This is a genomic window from Ruminococcus champanellensis 18P13 = JCM 17042 (assembly GCF_000210095.1).
Classification (GTDB): domain Bacteria; phylum Bacillota; class Clostridia; order Oscillospirales; family Ruminococcaceae; genus Ruminococcus_F; species Ruminococcus_F champanellensis.
The window spans coordinates 798,864-817,677 of the sequence record NC_021039.1 but is presented as its reverse complement, the minus strand read 5'-3'; the positions used below and the strand labels follow the sequence as shown (position 1 = coordinate 817,677).

General features: G+C 57.2%; 14 protein-coding genes. 1 reads left to right on the top strand and 13 read right to left on the bottom strand.

Annotated features, from left to right (window positions below; translation table 11 throughout):
* Positions 1-9: 9 nt before the first annotated feature.
* The 9 genes from RUM_RS03595 to RUM_RS03555 form a co-directional block, all read right to left on the bottom strand.
* Entirely contained in the window at positions 10-963 is a 954-nt protein-coding gene (locus RUM_RS03595) for a GH25 family lysozyme (RefSeq protein WP_015557849.1), read from the bottom strand.
* Positions 964-1,055: 92 nt separating this feature from the next.
* Positions 1,056-1,715, bottom strand: coding sequence for an orotate phosphoribosyltransferase (gene pyrE, locus RUM_RS03590; RefSeq protein ID WP_015557848.1), 660 nt, complete (start codon positions 1,713-1,715; stop codon positions 1,056-1,058).
* Positions 1,716-1,749: 34 nt separating this feature from the next.
* A complete protein-coding gene (locus tag RUM_RS03585) occupies positions 1,750-3,666 on the bottom strand; it encodes an NAD(+) synthase (RefSeq protein WP_041326246.1) in 1,917 nt (638 codons plus the stop codon).
* A 117-nt stretch (positions 3,667-3,783) separates the two neighbouring features.
* A complete protein-coding gene (gene prmA / locus RUM_RS03580) occupies positions 3,784-4,752 on the bottom strand; it encodes a 50S ribosomal protein L11 methyltransferase (protein ID WP_015557847.1) in 969 nt (322 codons plus the stop codon).
* Positions 4,749-6,224: an SH3 domain-containing protein gene (locus RUM_RS11955; protein ID WP_081459964.1), complete on the bottom strand. Its 1,476-nt coding sequence runs from the start codon at positions 6,222-6,224 to the stop codon at positions 4,749-4,751. The genes prmA and RUM_RS11955 overlap by 4 nt, the downstream gene beginning before the upstream one ends.
* Positions 6,225-6,244: 20 nt before the next feature.
* Positions 6,245-8,473, bottom strand: a complete 2,229-nt coding sequence (locus RUM_RS03570; protein ID WP_081459963.1) for a transglutaminase domain-containing protein — start codon at positions 8,471-8,473, stop codon at positions 6,245-6,247.
* A gap of 11 nt (positions 8,474-8,484) precedes the next feature.
* Positions 8,485-9,645, bottom strand: a complete 1,161-nt coding sequence (locus tag RUM_RS03565; RefSeq protein WP_015557844.1) for a DUF58 domain-containing protein — start codon at positions 9,643-9,645, stop codon at positions 8,485-8,487.
* Between the two features lie 3 nt (positions 9,646-9,648).
* Positions 9,649-10,581 (bottom strand): AAA family ATPase, encoded by a 933-nt coding sequence (locus RUM_RS03560; RefSeq protein WP_015557843.1) that lies wholly within the window; start codon positions 10,579-10,581, stop codon positions 9,649-9,651.
* Positions 10,582-10,751: 170 nt separating this feature from the next.
* Complete coding sequence (locus RUM_RS03555) at positions 10,752-13,502, bottom strand: glycoside hydrolase family 9 protein (RefSeq protein WP_242821745.1); 2,751 nt, start codon at positions 13,500-13,502, stop codon at positions 10,752-10,754.
* Between the two features lie 259 nt (positions 13,503-13,761).
* Between RUM_RS03555 and RUM_RS03550 the strand changes: the two genes are divergently transcribed.
* Complete coding sequence (locus RUM_RS03550) at positions 13,762-14,466, top strand: DUF421 domain-containing protein (protein ID WP_015557842.1); 705 nt, start codon at positions 13,762-13,764, stop codon at positions 14,464-14,466.
* Between the two features lie 47 nt (positions 14,467-14,513).
* On the opposite strand, the gene atpC is transcribed toward RUM_RS03550, so the two are convergent.
* Genes atpC through atpA form a run of 4 tightly spaced genes read right to left on the bottom strand, consistent with a single transcriptional unit; the run spans position 14,514 to position 18,794 of the window.
* Positions 14,514-14,918, bottom strand: coding sequence for an ATP synthase F1 subunit epsilon (gene atpC, locus RUM_RS03545; protein WP_015557841.1), 405 nt, complete (start codon positions 14,916-14,918; stop codon positions 14,514-14,516).
* Positions 14,915-16,312 carry a F0F1 ATP synthase subunit beta gene (atpD, locus tag RUM_RS03540; RefSeq protein ID WP_015557840.1) on the bottom strand — a complete coding sequence of 466 codons (1,398 nt, stop codon included), beginning with the start codon at positions 16,310-16,312 and terminating at the stop codon, positions 14,915-14,917. Before atpD ends, atpC begins: the two co-directional genes overlap by 4 nt.
* 56 nt (positions 16,313-16,368) lie before the next feature.
* On the bottom strand, positions 16,369-17,238 hold the full coding sequence (gene atpG, locus RUM_RS03535) for an ATP synthase F1 subunit gamma (protein ID WP_015557839.1): 870 nt from the start codon (positions 17,236-17,238) through the stop codon (positions 16,369-16,371).
* A gap of 41 nt (positions 17,239-17,279) precedes the next feature.
* On the bottom strand, positions 17,280-18,794 hold the full coding sequence (gene atpA, locus RUM_RS03530; RefSeq protein WP_015557838.1) for a F0F1 ATP synthase subunit alpha: 1,515 nt from the start codon (positions 18,792-18,794) through the stop codon (positions 17,280-17,282).
* Between the last annotated feature and the right edge of the window lie 20 nt (positions 18,795-18,814).

Below are 18,814 nucleotides of genomic sequence, written 5' to 3'. Positions count from 1 at the left end.
GGCGGCTCCTTATGAGAACCGGATGTTCAGATCCACATCCCCTTCGATGCCCGGCACCTTCCCCTTACAGCTATACTGCCAGTACTGACAGTCATAGTAGTAAGTGGGGATGCTGCCGTATTCCGCCAGCCAGAAGGAAATGCCCTGGAGCCGGGGCAGATCCAGCTTCAGTAAGGATGTACGCTTGTTCTGGTAGATCATGGGCTCGTAGCCTGCATGCTCCACCACCCCGGAAAATGCCAGGCAACAGTCCGTCAGCACGTCCACCGGCACATTGTCCGTCCGGGCAGTATCGTCATAGATCAGCTCCCAGTCGTAGGTCACAGGCAGCTCCAGCTTGCAGCCCTGCAATTGCTTGACCACAAAGTTCGCCTCCTGTACAGCCTCCTCCTCACTGATGGCCTGGGAGAAGAAATAGACCCCCACCTGGAGTCCGGCAGCCTTTGCGCCCTCGTAGTTCTGCCGGAACATACTGTCCGCCATAATGTCCCCGCCGCCGTAGGTGCGGTAGCCAATGCGGATGAATACAAAATCGATGCCGGACGCCTTCACCTTGTCCCAGTCAATATCCCCCTGGTGGGCGGACACGTCAATGCCCATGTCGGAAGTGATCTGTCCGTCGCTGACATAATACCGTCTGCCGTTCCGGTTCACGATCTGCTCCCGGTTCTGGGCAAAGGCAGGCACGTTATCATATACCGGCAGGTAGATCTGTCCGTATGTAGCATCACTCAGCAAAATTTTCTTGCCAGACAGCTCATAGTTCCAATCCACCTCGATCTCCCCCTTGGGGATCACAGAGATATCCTCCTGCACGCTGTTCTGCGCCATCCCTGCATTGGCTGGCACCGCCGGTTCCTCCTGCTGACGCATGCGGATCAGCAGAAATGCCACCAGGCACAGCAGCCCCAGGATCAGCACCGACTGGATGCAGATGATAAAATTTTTACGGGTTTTCGCCATAGCTTGCTCCTATCCTTCTTCTCTTTGTATGCCTGATACAGAAAGGCAATACCCCACAAGTCTGTGCGATATTGCCTGAAACACCGAACGGGTTATTTACATACCCCGTACTGTTCACGATATGCAATCATCTTGTCCAGGTATTCCTTGCCGGGCACAATATCGTTGGCAATGGCGTCAATGATATCCGCCATGGTCACGATGGGGTACACGTCAATGCCGAACTCTGCCTTGACCTCCTGGACGGCGCTCTTGTCGCTGTTCAGCCCCCGTTCCATCCGATCCACGGTGATCACCATGCCGGTAATGTTCACGTCCGCTGCACCCTTCAGCTTGGGGTATACCTCCCGGACAGCCTTACCAGAGGTCATTACGTCCTCGATGATGACAACCTGTTCCCCGGCTTCCAACTGCTTACCTACGAACATGCCGCCTTCTCCGTGATCCTTGACTTCCTTCCGGTCAAAGCAGTAATGCACGGACTTGCCATACTTGTGATACAGGGCAACTGCCGCAGATACGGACAGGGGAATGCCCTTATACGCCGGACCGAACAGGGTCTGTACCGGAATGTTGTTCTCCTGGATGCATGCAGCGTAGTATTCACCCAGCTTTGCCAGGTGCTCTCCGGTGTTGTAATTGCCCGCATTCACAAAATAGGGCGCAACCCGTCCGCTCTTGAGGGTAAATTCTCCGAAGGTCAATACTCCGCAGTCCACCATGAATTTGATAAAGCTTTCCTTGTACGTCATAATATCCTCCTATGTATGGGGCGATGCCCCAAAATTATACATCAATCTGTTCCAGCTGCCGGATCCACTGCGCCACACAGGCATCGCTGGGCATCCGCCAGTCTCCTCTGGGAGAAAGGGTCACGCTGCCGATCTTCACCCCGTCCGGCAGGCAGGAGCGCTTGAACTGCTGACTGAAAAACCGCCAGTAGAACTTCCGCTCCCACTTTAAGATCACATCCGGGGCAAACTGCCCGTCAAAGGCAATGCACGCCATCCGGAAGATCTTCTTCGGAGGCATGCCGAACCGCACCATGTGATACAGGAAAAAGTCATGCAGCAGGTAGGGCCCCACCAGATCCTCGGTTTTCTGACGGATCTCCCCGTTTTCCTCCGGCGGCAGAAGCTCCGGGCTTACCGGCGTGTCCAGCACATCCAGCAGTACGCTGCGCAGTGCTTCCTCCGACTGTTCCGCCCGGTGTGCAACCAGATACCGCACCAGGGTCTTGGGCACGGAGGCGTTGACCCCGTACATGCTCATATGATCCCCGTTGTAAGTCGCCCAGCCCAGCGCAAGCTCCGACAGATCCCCGGTGCCGATCACGATGCCCCCGCACTGGTTGGCAAAATCCATCAGCACCTGGGTACGCTCCCGTGCCTGCCCGTTTTCATAGGTCACATCGTGACAATCCGGATCGTGACCAATGTCTGCAAAATGCTGCATCACGCTGTCCCGGATGGGGATCTCCCGGAGATCCGCCCCGTATGCCTTTGCAAGGGCGCAGGCGTTCCGATATGTCCGGTCTGTAGTGCCGAAACAGGGCATGGTAATGGCGTGAATCCCATGATGGGGCAGTCCCAGCCGGTCATATGCCATAACGGTGACGATCAGCGCCAGGGTGGAATCCAATCCCCCGGACAGACCGATCACCACGTCCTGGCAACGGATATGCCGCAGCCGGGTCATAAGCCCTACCGCCTGCATCTGCAGGATCTCGCCGCACCGGTCGTCCAGCTCGCTTTTCCCGGCGGGCACAAAGGGCGTTGCCGGGAACTGCCGCTCCAGCCGGGTCTCCCGGATGGGATAATCAAAATACTCCACCACAAAGGCAGGCTCCTCCGCCCCGTGGGCAGTGTTGGTGCGCCGCCGCTCTGCCGTCAGCTTCTGTATGTCAATATCCCCGTAGAGAATGCCTCCGGCAAAGCGCTTTGCCTCCGCCAGAGTGGTGCCGCTTTCTGCGATCAGATTATGCCCGGCGAACACCATATCCGTGGTAGATTCTCCGATGCCTGCATCCGCATAGGCATAGGCACAGAACAGACTGCCGGACTTGGCTTCGATGATCTTCTTCCGGTACGCCGCCTTGCCGATGGTTTCATCGCTGGCGGACAGATTCACGATCAACACCGCTCCCTGGGCAGCCAGCCGGTCGGAGGGGCTTGCCCCCACCCACACGTCCTCGCAGATTTCCACGCCAAAGGAAAACTCCGGCATATCCACGCAGGAAAACCGCATGTCCGCTCCCATGGGGCAAGTGCGCCCGTGGATGCTGCAATGCCGCACCATCCGGTTGCCGGGGGTGAAATAGCGCAGCTCCTGGAATTCCCCGTAATTGGGGATATTCAGCTTGGGCACGATGCCCAGGATCTGTCCGCTCTGGCATACGGCAGCGCAGTTGTACAGCTTCCCGTCCACTGCAATGGGCAGTCCGATCACTGCGAGCATATCCAGTTCCTCTGTCTGCTTCAGAATGTCAAACAGAGCGTCCAGTGCCCCCTCCAGCAGGGTGTCCTGCAAAAACAGATCCAGACAGGTATAACCTGTGATGCAAAGCTCCGGAAATACCGTCAGCGCCGCTCCGGCATGTGCCGCCTCCTGCATCATACGGACAATCTGCTCCCCGTTATAAGCGCAGTCTGCCACATGCACATCCGGTGTTGCGCAGGCGATTTTCAAAAAGCCGTCCTTCACGCCCTGACCTCCCTTTCTTCTGACGGCATCCCATCAGTTTGATTCAGATGTATTTATTATACCCTGAATCCACATAAAATGCAAGGGGACGGAGAGAAATCCCCGTCCCCGAAGCTTTTATGAAATGCGGAGGGATGCTGCCGCCCAGCCTTCCTTTTCCCGAACCTCCAGCAGGGTGAAGCCTGCGCTTTTCAGCTGATCCAGCACCTCGTCCCGGCGCTCCATGATGATGCCGGACACGATCAGCGTGCCCTCCGGTCGCAAAAATCGCCGGAACAGCTGCTTCATGGCGATCAGCACGTCCGCCACAATATTGGCACAGATCAGATCATAGCCATCACCGATCTCCCGACACAGCGTTTCATCCTCCAGCACATTGCCGCAGAATACCCGGTACAGGGTCGGGTCAATGTGGTTCTTCCGGGCATTCTCCGTTGCAGTGGCTGCCGCATTTTCCTCGATATCCACTGCGGTGGCGCCGGATGCCCCCAGCAGCAGTGCCCCGATGGACAAGATCCCACTGCCGCAGCCCAGATCCAGTACACGATCCCCCGGATGCATCAGCTGCTCCAGCAGCTCCAGGCAGAGCCGGGTGGTGTGGTGCTGCCCGGTGCCGAAGCTGGATGCCGGATCGATCTCCAGCACTGCCCGGTTCCGGGGATTTTCACATGTCTCCCAGGAGGGCTTGATGAGGAGCCGTTCTCCCACGGTGAAGGGCTTGAAATACTGCTTCCAGTTGTTCGCCCAGTCCTCCTCCCGGACGTTTTTCAACGTCAGCTCCAGGGTGCCGAACAGTTGCGCATCGTCCCGGGCGTGGATCTGCGCCAGCATTGCCCGCAGGGCAACCAGCTGCTCCGCCCCCTGGGCATTGTCCGGCAGGTACACAGTCACTGTCGTGTCCCCCTGGGCCATGCCCAGCAGATCCTGGTCAATGTAGTCCCACTTGCCTTCCTTGTTCTGCAAAAACTCCTGGAAATCTGCCGGATCCGCAATGGAAAAGCCCTTGATGCCCAGATCCGTCAGCATGGCGCAAAGGGCATCCACCCCGGCAGAGGCGGTAATAATCTGTGTTTCGATCCAATTCATGTGGTATAATCCTTCCAATCATATAATCCATCCTGCATGCGCTGCATCAGCACCACATCCATCAAGGTCAGTTCGCCGTCCCGATCCACGTCCGCAGCCTCCAACTGTCGGCTGTTCAGCTCCAGATTTCCTGCCAGATACGCATACAGCAGCACTGTATCCACAGCGTCCACCTGTCCGTTGCCGTTCAGATCGCCCGGCATCAGCGTGTCCATCGTGGTCGTGGTGGTCTGCTCCGGCGCTGTCGTTACGGGCACTGTGGTCTGTGTGGTTGTGGTGGTGCTGGTAGTCGTGGGCTGGGGCGTGGTGGTTGTGGTGGTTGTAGTTGTGGTAGTAGTGGTGGTCGTAGTCGTTGCAGTCGTAGTGGTGGTCGTAGTCGTTGTTGTGGTGGTGGTAGTAGTGGTGGTCGTTGTCGTTGTTGCGGTAGTAGCAGCTACCGGCTCCATATACTTCATACATACCCAGCCGGTCTTGCCTTGATAATTCAGCCTGCCCCAGCCATCCTGCACCTCCAGGATCTCTACTTCCTCCAGATACGCCAGCATGCCGATGGCACCGGTGGTGGAACCCACACCGCCCCGCACATACAAGCCGTTGTCCGAGGTGGAGCGATACCGCCCCGTGGGATAGGAGTAATCCCCTTCCACATAGGTACAGTATTCCAGACAGATCCAGCCCACCTTGCCGTTGTAGGTGATCCGACCCCATGCACCGGAGGTACCCTCCACGGTCACCAGAGTACCCTTGGGGATATCCGCCAGGATCTCATAGGTGATGCCTGCGTTCGCCCGGAAGTTCAGCCCCGTATTGGTGGTGTATCTGCCGGTCTTGTAATAGCTCTCCACCGGTGCATTCCCGGTGGTAGGCGGAGGATTCAGCCCCTTGAACAGGCGGATCTGGGTCACGCCGGCGCAGTCGTAGGAATCAAACAGATTGGTCTTTGCGTTGCTTGCCGGATCCATGATATACACTTCCCCGTCCTTGATATAATCCACTGCCACCCAGTGCCCCTGATTCTTCACGGACACCGCCATGTAGTATCCATCCTGGATGTATTTTTCAAGCTCCGCCACTTTTTCAGCCTCCGTGGTGGTCTTGAAGCTGGTGTATGCACAGAAGTGGAATTCCGGCACAAGTCCGGTTACTACAGTCCAGTAAATATTGCCGGAGCTGTCGAAACCGCCGTTTTTGCTCAAATAGTTGCACAGCTTACCCGGGTCAAAGGTTTCCTCCGTTGCAGAACCGGAATGTACCACCAGCTTCGCAAGGGATGTGACGGCGCAGCCAATTCTGGACATGGTTGCGCCACTGGAACCCAGCTGAATGCTTCCCCAACGGGAGTCTGTCTGCAGCCAGCTTTTATATTCGCCAGTTGCTGCCTGCACCGGGATGCTCAGACGGCATATGCCTGTGATCATGATCATAGCCGCCAGCACCGCTGCTGTCATTCGCTTTCCGAGTATGTTCATCATAATCCCCACTTTCGGTTCAGTTATGCCAATTCCATGCTGTCCCCTTTTTTTCGTTTTCTTCTTTTCTTTCTTGCTTCTCTTTGTACCTGTGTGATCCGATCCCGTGCCAGGGTGTATTCTACATACAGTCCCGGAACCGCCGCCCCCTCCATGGGTCTTTGTGCGTAGATGCACTGCTCCAGTGCAGCAAGGATCCTGTCACAGCCTGCCTGATACTGCACTTGCAGCTGCCGTGAAAGCTCCTCAGCGGTACAGCCATCGGAAAGCTGTGCCTGTTTCTTGATCCGTGCCATCAGCAGGGATGCTGCCTGCTCCGGCGCAGTGCGGAATACCCGCCAGCGGAACCATGCCTCTGCAATGCGCCTGTGCAGCAGCCACCAGAGCAGCACTGCCAGCGCAAAGCCACCCAGCACCATCAGTCCGATGAACCGCACCAGGCTATCCACCTGAAGCCCATCGGATGTATCCCCGGCGGAAATGGTAGGATCCATGGAGTACCAGCCAATGCCGGTCAGATACACCTCCGCAAAGGCGTGGGCGTCATCTCCCCGGATCACGAACATGCCCTTCTGGTCGGTTTCGTTCATGGAGTACCCTTCCACATACCGGGCAGGGATCCCCACCGCCCGGCACATCAGCACATAGGAGGTGGCAAAGTCAAAGCAGATGCCCCGGCGGGTGCTTGTCAGAAAGGTCTCCGCATTCTCCCCCGGACTTTTGTAATAGGTTTTGTCGTACACAAAGCCGTTGTGCCAGAAGTACTGCTCCAGCAGCTGTGCCTTTTCCAGGTCGCTCTGTGCATCCCCCACGATGGACTGGGCAAGGGCCTTGACCCCCTCCGGAATCTCCGGTGCATCCGCAGCCATGTAGTCATCTGTCAGCAGACGGCTGTACCGGACAATGCGGTAGGCACGCTTCAGCGCCTCTCTTTCCTCCGCGGGCAGGTCGCTTGCCCCGAACCAGGCATGCCGCAGCAATTGCTTCCACTGCTCCTGATCCAGCGTCCGGTTCAGGTACACTGCCAGCTCCGTCAGCTGATCCTGCTGCCCGTAGTACTGCACCCGGTAGCTGCGCATCACACTGTTATCATACAGCACGCCGCTGCGGGTCACGCTGCTGTTGTTGGCGCCGTAGCAGATACTCCAGCAGGTAGGAGTCAGTCCGAAGTTATACTGTGCCTTTTCCGCATACACCGTGCAGGCACGGGCAGTGGTGCGGGGCTGTTCGGAAAAGCCCGTCAGATCCAGCCCGTATCGCGCCCCGATGGAAGGATCCGCAGTCAGCACATGCAGCAGCGCATTGGACAGCAGAGCTGGATCCACATTCACCGGATCCTCTGCCGGCGATATGGTACCATCCGGTTTTTGATCCTGCTTCCCTGCTTTCCAGGTATCCGTTGCGGGATCGTACAGAGTGAAGGTCTTGAATTTCAGATTCAGCGGCTCCTGTGCCTGTACATAGAACATGATCTTGCTGCTGTTCTGATAGAACCCATCCACATGGGAGGAATCGGTAAATTCATTGATGCGTTCCATCAGGAAATCCGTCAGAGAGTCAAAATTCAGCAAGCTTTCGATCAGCTGCCGATCCGCCTGCACCGCAGGCTTCGGCAAAATCAGCACCGCCGCCAGAGCAATCCACAGAAAGATGGTGCCGGAGCAGATTTCCGCCGGCTTCGGTGCATCCGAACTGGGTCGCCGGTTCCGGCAATAGATCATCACCGCAAAATAGGCTGCAGGCAGCAGGAGCATCAGCCATACCGGCATAGGATCTCCTTCACGGCCGAACAGCAGGAAGGGGAACATCATCAGTACAAAGGTCACCAGAACCCTGTACTGAATCCGGGTAAAGAAATGGACACAGAAGCCGATGAAAATGCCGAACAGCAGGAACATCACCAGGGTGTAGGACCCGGAAAAGTCCAGAACGGACTGGGGGGTCAGCACCCAGATGAAAAACTCCACCTGCTGACTTGGCTCGACCAGCTGAATCAGCTGGGAGATCAGAAACAAGGACAAGATCAGCCCTGCCAGATAGATCAGCCAGCCCCGCCAGCGCATTTTGTGGATCCAATCCAGTACCCGGAATTGCACCAGCATCACAACCAATGAACCCACTGCCGCCAAGGGCAGGTAATGCCCGGCGTAATAGCTCATGATCCCGGTCAGAATCAAGGCGGCAAACACCACCGGCACCCAGTCCAGCCTGAGCAGCCGTTTTACCATAGGACGTTGTAGCAACAGTTCCATAAGCGCATCCTTTATGTCATCGGCAACAGCCGGAAATCAGACTGCAGCCACCAGAAATGCAGCTTTGCGCCGGCAGCATCCATGCCGCCGGGCATTACGATATGTACCTCGCCCCGCATATGGGCTGCCTGGGACAGCAGCTCCGGATCCGGGTTTGCAGTATAGATGAGATACACCCCGTTGCCGGAACCGGACAGAAAACTGCCGGACAGCCGGGCTGCACCCAATTCTTCAGAAAAGCCCCGTTCCAGCACATGCAGTGCCAGCTCCTCCACCGCCTCCGGGCTTTCTGCCAATACCTCCTGCCAGCCGGACAGGCTTTGATAGGAAAATACCGCCGCCATGCCCTGCCGGGCACAAAGCGCCAGCATGCCAAGCGCCCCCTCGGTGATCTGCTGCTCCAGCAGGAACCGGGACTTGTATGCAGGGGCGCCCTGAGGCCGTGCCAGATCCAACAGCACATGTACCCGGGACAGGGAAACCGCCTCATCCATCCGCACCATCAGGCTCTGCCGCTTGGAGGACAGCTTCCAGTTGATCCGCTTCAAAGGATCCCCCGGCACATAATCCCGGTGTTCATAGCCTGCAGTGGTGGCAGCGCCAAACGCAACCTGGGTATTGGTCTCCTCCTCGCTTTCTGTCTGCACGGCGGTGCTCATAACGGTAAACAGCGCATCCTTGGCGGTCAGCTCCGGCACCTGGGGCACGATCATGACCTGCGCCGGGGCGGGCATCTCCAGTTTCAGCTTTAAAAAGCCAAAGTAGCCAATCACCCGTGGATCCGCCGCATCCACCTGCGCCTGTCCGCATATCCGGGGCAGAAGCTCCGCTTGTCGGGTGTCCTGCCTGCCGAATGCCAGAGCCGTCTGCACCGGCACCATGGGAGAATCAAAATGCCCGTCCGGCTCCAGCCGGAACCGGACAAAAGGCAGTGGAATCCGCCAGCGCTTGGTGATCTCCGCTGTCAGCATGCATGTCCCACCCTTTTTCACGCTATCAGGCAGGGTCAGCCGGATTTTCAGCTGCCGCCGGGCAAGAAGGGTCAGCAGGGCGGACGCTGCCGGAAGCAGCAGATACACCGCCAAAAGCTGCACCCCCGTATCTCCATCCATATAGAAGGTGAACAGAGCCAGGATGCCCAGCACCGCCAGATAGCCCACTACCGCTGCCATCACTCAGCCCATGGGCACAGCCACACGATCCAGCACGGATGCCAGACACGCCTGGGGTGTGCCAAAAACGGTTTTGCCCTTTGCGGAAAGCAGGATCCGGTGCGCCAGCACACATTCCGCCATGGCCTTCACGTCGCCGGGGGTCACATAGCTGCGCTCGAACATAAAAGCGTTTGCTTTTGCCGCCTTGTACAGTGCGATACTGCCCCGGGGGCTGACCCCCAGGGTGACCTCCTCCATGCTCCGGGTGGCACTGACGATGGAAAGGATGTATGCCTTCACACTGTCCGCCACGGTGACCTGCGCCACCTGCTGCTGCAACCGGAGAACGGAATCCAGCGTTACCGCCGGTGCTTTGATATTTTCAATGGGATTGTAATGCTCCGTGCGCTCCAGGATCCGCATTTCCTCCTCCGGGGTGGGATACCCCATGCTGATGCGCATGAAGAAGCGATCCATCTGCGCCTCCGGCAGGTGATAGGTACCGTAGGTCTCCACCGGATTCTGGGTAGCCAGCACCATGAAGGGACGGGGCAGCGGACGGGTCTGACCGTCCAGACTGATCTGATATTCCTCCATGACCTCCAGCAAACTGGACTGCACCTTCGGGGAGGCACGGTTGATCTCATCCGCCAAAAGAAAATTGCACATCGCTGCACCGGGACGGTATTCCAGCTTTCCGGTCTGCTGATCCACCATAGAAAAGCCCACCACATCAGAGGGCATAATATCCGGCGTCAGCTGAATCCGGTTGAAGCTCCCACCCAGGGAACGGGACAGGGATGCTGCCAGCTGGGTCTTGCCCACCCCGGGCACATCCTCGATCAGTACATGACCATTACAGAGCAGTGCAGCCACTACCCGGGTAATCACCGGGCGCTTTCCTACGATGACCTGCTCCACACTGTCAAGCAGCGCCTGAATCTGATTGTTCATAACTTCCCTTTCTGTCAACAGCATCTTTACAATGCTGCATATTCTATCTATGTCTATTCATTATAGCATAGAATCCGTGTTGTTTCAAGGGCATTTTTGTATGTTTCCTACAGAATAATTTGGATAAGGATCAAAACCAAAACGGCAGCGTTCTGCTGCCGTTCCGTTTGTTACTGAGGCTGCTGAGGGTTCTGATCCTGGGGATCCGCCGGAGCCTGGGGCTGTTCGGTCTGAACCGGAGCCGCCGGCTGCTGGGGTACGGCTGCCTGTGCAGCTCCATTGGCTTTGTTCATCTTGAGGATCTTGAACACGAACACCTCAATGCTGATGAGTCCTGCCAGAACGGCAAGAACAATGATCCACAGCTTGCTGCCCCCATCCTTCTTTTCCCCGGACTGGTTGGAGGCTGCTGCCGCTGCCTGCGGCGTGCTGCCTGCCACCACCGTACCGGTGCCGGCAGTACCCGCTGCGGAATTGGATGCAGGGGTGGTGGTCGCATTGGCTGTACCGCCGCTGCCGTGGGTCACGGTAATGCCCCCTGCCTTTTCTGCCAGGAATGCGGTCATCCATGCCAGAGGGGTGTTCCAGTTGATGGTGCACTCATTCACAGACCAGGCTTCGATGTGATCCAGATAGCACTTTGCCGGTGCGATCTGTCCCTCCTTCCAGCCAGAGCCCTTTACCCAGGGATCCTCCATGCCGGAGTTGGGACCGCCCACCAGAACCCCGTTGGGTGCCAGCGGGTAGGAATCCTGCACCTGATGCGCCCAGAACCGATGGTGGGGATACTTGACGGCGTGGGTGCCGTAGCCTGTTACATAGGAGTAATCCATGGGGTTTCTGCCCAGCAGATAGTCCATGGCGCTGACTGCCCCGGTGAGATATGCGTCATTTTCCGTCATATCGTAAGCGTAGGACAGCAGGATGGCGTTGTCCGCTACAAAGGAATTGGAACCCCAGATATAGCCGGTATTCTTGTTTGCGTAGGAAATGGTGCTCTGCCCATAGGGCTGCCCATAGCCCTGGTCTGCCGCCAGCTTTGCGAAATAATCCCCTGCGGTGGTCAGATTGCTCTTGAGCTGATCTGCGTCAGCCCCCAGTTGATCGGTGTACAGGGTCAGGGTCAGAGAACCCAGAGCTGCGGTATGTCCCCAGTCAAAGCAGCCCACCGTATCCACGGATTCGCCGCCGCTCAGTGCTGTGGGCAGTGACAGATAGTGCTTGGAAGCCTTCATGTCGTTCAGATAACTGCTGTCCCCGGTGGATACAAACAGCTCACAGGCTGCCCAGTAGAATTCATCCGTTGCGTCGTTGTCCCCGTATGCGCCGCCGCCCTTGGATTCATCCAGAGGTGCGTACATTTCCGGATGCGCCTTGGCTGCGGTGTATGCCGCCTTGGCAGTATCCAGACACTTCTGTGCAAATGTGGCATCAAGCTCCTTCCACAGCCGGTACGCCTGCGCACCGCATGCTGCCACGTTCAGGGTTGCCGCTGTCGTGGGCGGCTTGATGATACGCTCCTCCGTATCCTCCGCCGGTGCCACTGCCAGAGCTGTCCACTTGGAGTCATGCACCTTGTGGTACGCCATGCCTGCATAGTCTCCGCTCTGAACGATCATCTTCATGAACCATTCCATTTCATACCGGGCTTCATCCAGCAGATCCGGATAGCCGTTGGCGTTCTCCGGAATGGACATGGTTCCGTCTGCGTATACCGAAACATCCCCCTTCTTGAGGGCATGCTCATACTGGTTCTGCATCAGCCACAGGGAAATGCCGCCGTTCACCACATATTTTCCGTGGTCGCCGGCATCATACCAGCCGCCGGTAATGTCCTGGGTGCCGCTGCTGCCGCTGTAGCCCCAGGTCTGCTCGATGGTGGCAGTATCCGGGTTATGACCTGCCGCCCGGGCAAGACTGGCGCTGTCCCCGGAAATGATGTACTGGCTCTGGATCTCGATGCCGCTGCGGTTCTGATAGAAATAGTTCAGCGCATCGTACAGCATATTGGAGTACAGTCCCCCGTTGCCGATCTGGAACTCCCGGCTCTTGGCGCCGGAGGCAGTTTCCAGATAATACGTTCCGACGGTGGTGTATTCGCTGAAATTCAGCTCATGCACATTGTCCCCGGAATCCGCATCCAGTCCCTTAGGGGTGGAGGTACCAGTGTACACGGTGCTGCCGCTGGCATCCTTCAGATAGAACTCCACACCGCTGCTGTCACTGGAAAGCAGGGTTGCCTTCTTGCTCATGTTCTCAAAGTAGCCCAGCTGGTTGGTGAGGATATCCGAGCGCACCCAGGGCTGCTCCGCCACATAGTCATGCTCGCTGCTGTCCGTACAGATCAGGGACATGTTGTCAAAGGTGAAGACGGTACCGGGCTGCACGCTGTCGCCGCCGATGTGGAATGCCCACTCCACCTCCGCAGTGCGCTTTGCGGTAAAGCTGCCCTTCACGGTGGTTTTCTGGTTGGCTGTCAGCTGCTTCACATCCCAGTAGCTTTCATGCTGGGAATCGTCCGGCTCACCGTGCCAGTCCTCCACAAAAGGCTCACCCATATCGCCGATCTTGGTGTAATAGGTGCAGCTCTGGCTGGCGGTGATATCAAAGGATACCTCATAGTGACAACCGCTGACCAGAGTCAGCCCTCTGTGCCGGAACTGACAGTCCCAGCGATCCTCGCCGCCCCGGGATGCGCCCCCCGGATTGACGATCTCGATGGTATACACCCCGTTGTCAATGTTAAAATTCATTTTACCCGTCAGAGACTCGCATACATGCCAGGGCAAGCCCACCCCGTCGTCAAAATTGGTCTGTCCCAGCTGCTGTCCTGCGGATGCAGGCAGTGCGCAAAGGCTTCCTCCTGCCACCAGGGTCGCCGCCATTGCCGCCGAAATTACACGCTTCCATATCTGATTCAAGAAAATGACCTCCTTGTTGTACTCGTTGTATATACTGTAATCTATTTTTCGGCACTTGTAAAGACCAGTATTTCCCTTTCCAAAAAGTTTGGCGGAATTGTCCAGTTTGGAGAATGGTTCCCCCTGCTCTTTTGAGCATATTATTTTACGATTGTTTGAACAGAATATTGAAAGTCTGTGCGCAGTAAAATCGGCATTTTCGGGCATGCTAAAACAAAGGCAGCCATTCGATCCCGGACTGCACAGAAAGGATTTGATTATGGATTTACTGAACGTGACCGCAGCCTCCATCGGCTCCATCATCGCCCTGTTTCTGTTGACCAAGCTCATCGGCAACAAGCAAATGTCCCAGTTGAACCTGTTCGACTATATCAACGGCATCACTATCGGCTCCATTGCTGCCGAAATGGCGACTTCTCTGGAAAGCGACTTTCTCAAGCCCCTGCTGGCTATGGGCATCTACGCCCTGGCAACAGTACTCAGCGATCTTGCCTCCAACCGGTGGCTGTCTGCCCGGCGCTTTCTGGAGGGGCGCTCCCTCATTCTTTACGACAACGGCAAGCTGTACCGGAACCACCTGAAGCGTGCCCGGATGGATCTGAGCGAATTTCTCACCCAGTGCCGCACCGGCGGCTACTACAATCTGGATAGCCTGCAATTGATCGTTATGGAGGCAAACGGCAGGCTGTCCTTTCTGCCCAAGCCGGACGCACGACCCGTGACCCCGGCGGATCTCAACATGCAGCCCCAGCCGGACAGCCCCCAGATCCCTGTGATCCTGGACGGGAAGATCCTGACGGGTAATTTGCAGGACAGCGGCAAGGATATGCAATGGCTGAACCATCAGCTTGCCATGCACCATTACACCCCCAAGGAGGTGCTGCTTGCCCTGTGCAATCCGGACAATACCCTGTCCGTATACAAAAAGGAAGACACCAACAGGCATACGGATCGGTTTCAATAAAAAATACCGCACAAAGCCGGGACCCCAGCCTTGTGCGGCATTGTCATTTACTTTTGCATACCGGATACATGAATGCGGTTCAGTGCCCGCTGGAGCTTCAGCTCTGCACGGCGCAGCTCCGCATCGCTTTTTGCCTTGTTTTTACGATCGATCGCCTGCTGCTCGGAGCGCTTTGCCCAGGCAAGGTCAATATCCTCCGCCCATTCTATGGCACAGGCAAGGATGGTAGTCCCCTCCTTCTCCACCTGCACCACGCCGGTGGAGAGGGCTGCATAGCGATCCGCACCGTCCACGGTGATCCGTACCGGGCCGGAGGGCAGGCTTGCCACAAACGGTTCATGCCGCGCCAGAATACACAGGTCGCCCTCTGAGGTGCGCAGCACCACACGCTCCGCCGAGCCATCAAAAAAGATCTTCTCCGGCGTCACGATCTTCAACGGGAATGCCGTCATTCACTCACACCCTTTTTCGCCTTTTCCACTGCCTCATCAATGGTTCCCACAAACAGGAATGCAGACTCCGGCAGGTCGTCGTGCATGCCCTCAATGATCTCCTTGAAGCCCCGGATGGTTTCCTTGATGGGCACATACTTGCCCTTCATGCCGGTAAACTGCTCCGCAACCGAGAAGGGCTGGGACAGGAACCGCTGGATCTTTCTTGCCCGGCTCACCGTCAGCTTATCCTCCTCGGACAGCTCGTCCATGCCCATAATGGCAATGATATCCTGCAATTCTGTATACCGCTGCAAAATGGTCTGCACTGCCCGTGCTACCTCGTAATGCTCCTGTCCCACGATCTCCGGGGTCAGGATCCGGGAGGTAGAATCCAGAGGATCCACCGCCGGGTAAATACCCAGGGAGGAGATCTGACGGGACAATACGGTGGTGGCGTCCAGATGGGCAAAGGTGGTGGCAGGTGCCGGGTCAGTCAGGTCATCCGCCGGCACATAGACTGCCTGTACGGAGGTGATGGATCCCTTGTTGGTGGAGGTGATCCGCTCCTGCAAAGCGCCCATTTCCGTTGCCAGGGTGGGCTGATAGCCTACGGCGGAGGGCATCCGCCCCAACAAAGCGGAAACCTCGGAGCCAGCCTGGGTAAACCGGAAGATGTTGTCGATAAACAGCAACACATCCTGCCCTTCCTGATCCCGGAAGTACTCCGCCATGGTCAGACCGGACAATCCCACACGCATTCTTGCCCCGGGGGGTTCATTCATCTGACCGTACACCAGCACGGTCTTGTCGATGACGCCGCTTTCCTTCATTTCGTTGTACAGGTCGTTGCCCTCACGGGTACGCTCCCCTACGCCGGTGAACACGGAGATGCCTCCGTGCTGATTTGCCACGTTGTTGATCAGCTCCTGGATCAGTACGGTCTTGCCTACGCCGGCACCGCCGAACAGACCGATCTTGCCGCCCTTCAGATAGGGGGCAATCAGGTCGATGACCTTGATGCCGGTTTCCAGCACCTGGCTGGATGCGGTCTGCTCCTCATAGCTGGGGGCTTCCCGGTGGATCGCCCAATGCTCCTTCACCTGGGGGGCAGGCTTATCATCCACCGGCTCACCCAGCAGATTGAATACCCGGCCCAGGGTCTCTCTGCCCACCGGCACCCGGATGGGACTGCCGGTATCCACTGCATCCGTGCCCCGCACCAGACCGTCGGTGGTGCCCATGGCAATGCAGCGCACCACATCGTCACCGATATGCTGGGCAACCTCCAGCACCAGCCGAGCGCCGTGATTGTCCACTTCGATGGCGTTCAGCAGCTTGGGCAGATGCTCCGGTGCAAAGCGGACGTCCACCACCGCACCGATGATCTGCACGATTTTTCCGATATTCTGCATACTCTATGGTTATGACGTGCTTGAGCCAGCGCCGTCATGCTCCTTTCCTGAATCGGTCAGCTTTGTGCGTTGGCACCGCTGACGATCTCCGTAATTTCCTGGGTGATCGCCGACTGCCTTGCCCGGTTGTAAACCAGGGACAGATCCGTGATCATCTCTGTTGCATTGTCCGTTGCGTTTTCCATCGCCAGACGCCGTGCCGCCTGCTCTGCGGCAAAGGATTCGATCACCGCACAGTACAGCATCCCCGCCAGATATTTGGGGATCAGTGCGTCAAACACCGCCTCCGGAGAGGGCTCGTAGGTGGTCAATGCATGGTAGCCGCCGGGGGCGTACTCCAGATGCTCTACCGGCATCACATGCATATGGTGCGCCTCCTGCACCAGAGGGGATACATAGTTGGTGTAGATCAGCTCTACAGCCTGAATGTCGCCCTTTTCGTACAGGGTCACGATCCGTTCCGCAATATCCAGCGCCTTGTATACGGTAATATCCTCGCCGATGTTTTCAAACTCCGCCAGGATCCGCACATTCCGCCGCTGGAAATACTCCACCGCCTTTCTGCCGATGGCAATTACCACCGGCTCCCGGCCTGCCGTCTGCAGCTCCTCCATCCGGATCTGCACCTGCTTGAACACGTTGCTGTTGAAGCCCCCGGCAAGCCCCCGGTCGCCGGCAATGGCGATCAGCAGAACGGCGCCGCCGGTGTGATGCTGCAAAAAGGTGGACTGAAAGTCCCCGGATTCCGCTACGATCTGACACATCATCTGGTACAGCATGTTGAAAAACGGCTCGGCACGCTCTGCCTTTTCCTTGGCACGGCGCAGCTTGGAGGACGCAACCAGTTCCATCGCCTTGGTGATCTGCATGGTGCTTTCCACGCTCTTGATCCGACGCTTGATATCCTTTAAATTCGCTGTTGCCATGACATTTCCCTATGCCTGAAAACGGCATATCTCCTTTCGGGTTATTGGGCGCTCAGATACTGTGCGGCAAAGTCCCGGAGCACCGCATCCAGAGCCGCCTGGGTTTCCTGGTTCAGATCTCCCGTATCCCGGATGGATTGGATGATGTCCGGATGGGTCTCGTCCACATGGGTGCAGAGTGCATGCTCAAAGTCGGAAATCTCCTTGACCGGGATCTCCCGCAGGAAGTTATTGACCACCGCATAAATCACGATCACCTGATGCTCCACCGTCATGGGAGCATTCCGGTTCTGCTTGAGCACCTCCACGATCCGTTCGCCCTTGGCAAGCCGCTCCTTGGTGTCCTGATCCAGATCGGAGCCGAACTGGGAGAATGCCTGTAGCTCCCGGTACTGGGAGTAGGACAGCTTCAGAGAGCCGGATACCTTCTTCATGGCCTTGATCTGGGCAGCGCTGCCCACACGGGATACGGAAATACCCGGATTGACCGCCGGCCGCACACCGCTGTTGAACAGATCCGTTTCCAGGAAGATCTGTCCGTCTGTGATGGAGATCACGTTGGTGGGGATATAGGCGGAAACGTCCCCTGCCTGGGTCTCGATGATGGGCAGCGCCGTCAGACTGCCGCCCCCGTATTTTTCATTCAGGCTGCATGCACGCTCCAACAGACGGGAATGCAGATAGAACACATCGCCGGGATATGCTTCACGCCCCGGGGGACGCTTCAGCAACAGGGAAAGTGCCCGGTATGCCACAGCATGCTTGGACAGATCATCATATACACACAGCACATCCTTGCCCTGGGCCAGGAAATATTCGCCCATGGCACAGCCTGCATAGGGGGCAATATACTGCAAGGGTGCCAGCTCGGAGGCGGTTGCGGATACCACAATGGTATAGCGCATGGCACCTGCCTTTTCCAGGGTTTCCACCACGTTTGCCACAGTGGAGCGCTTCTGTCCGATGGCAACGTAGATGCAGATCACGTCCTTGTCATGCTGGTTGATGATGGTGTCCAGGGCAATGGCGGTCTTGCCGGTCTGCCGGTCGCCGATAATCAGCTCACGCTGTCCTCTGCCGATGGGGATCATGGAATCAATGGCCTTGATGCCTGTCTGCAAGGGCTTGTGTACGGACTTTCTTGTAATAATGCCGGAGGCCACCTTCTCCACCGGGGCGGTTTCATGAGTCAGAATGGCGCCCTTGCCGTCAATGGGCTGTCCCAGGGCATTGACCACTCTGCCCAGCAGCTCCTCCCCTACGGGAACGGATACGATCCTGCCGGTACGCTTGACCGCAGCACCTTCCTTGATGTCCCGATCCGAGCCGAGCATAACGGCACCTACAAAATCCTGTTCCAGGTTCAGCGCCATACCCTGCACGCCGCCTTCAAACTCCAGCAGCTCACCGGACATACACTTGTCCAAGCCGTGAATGGTGGCGATGCCGTCGCCTACGGTCACGACCGTACCCACATCGTTCAGCTCCAGCTGGGCATGGTAATGCTTCAGCTGCTCTTTGATAATGCCGGTTATTTCATCCGGGCGTAAATCCATAGATACACCTTCTTTGTTCT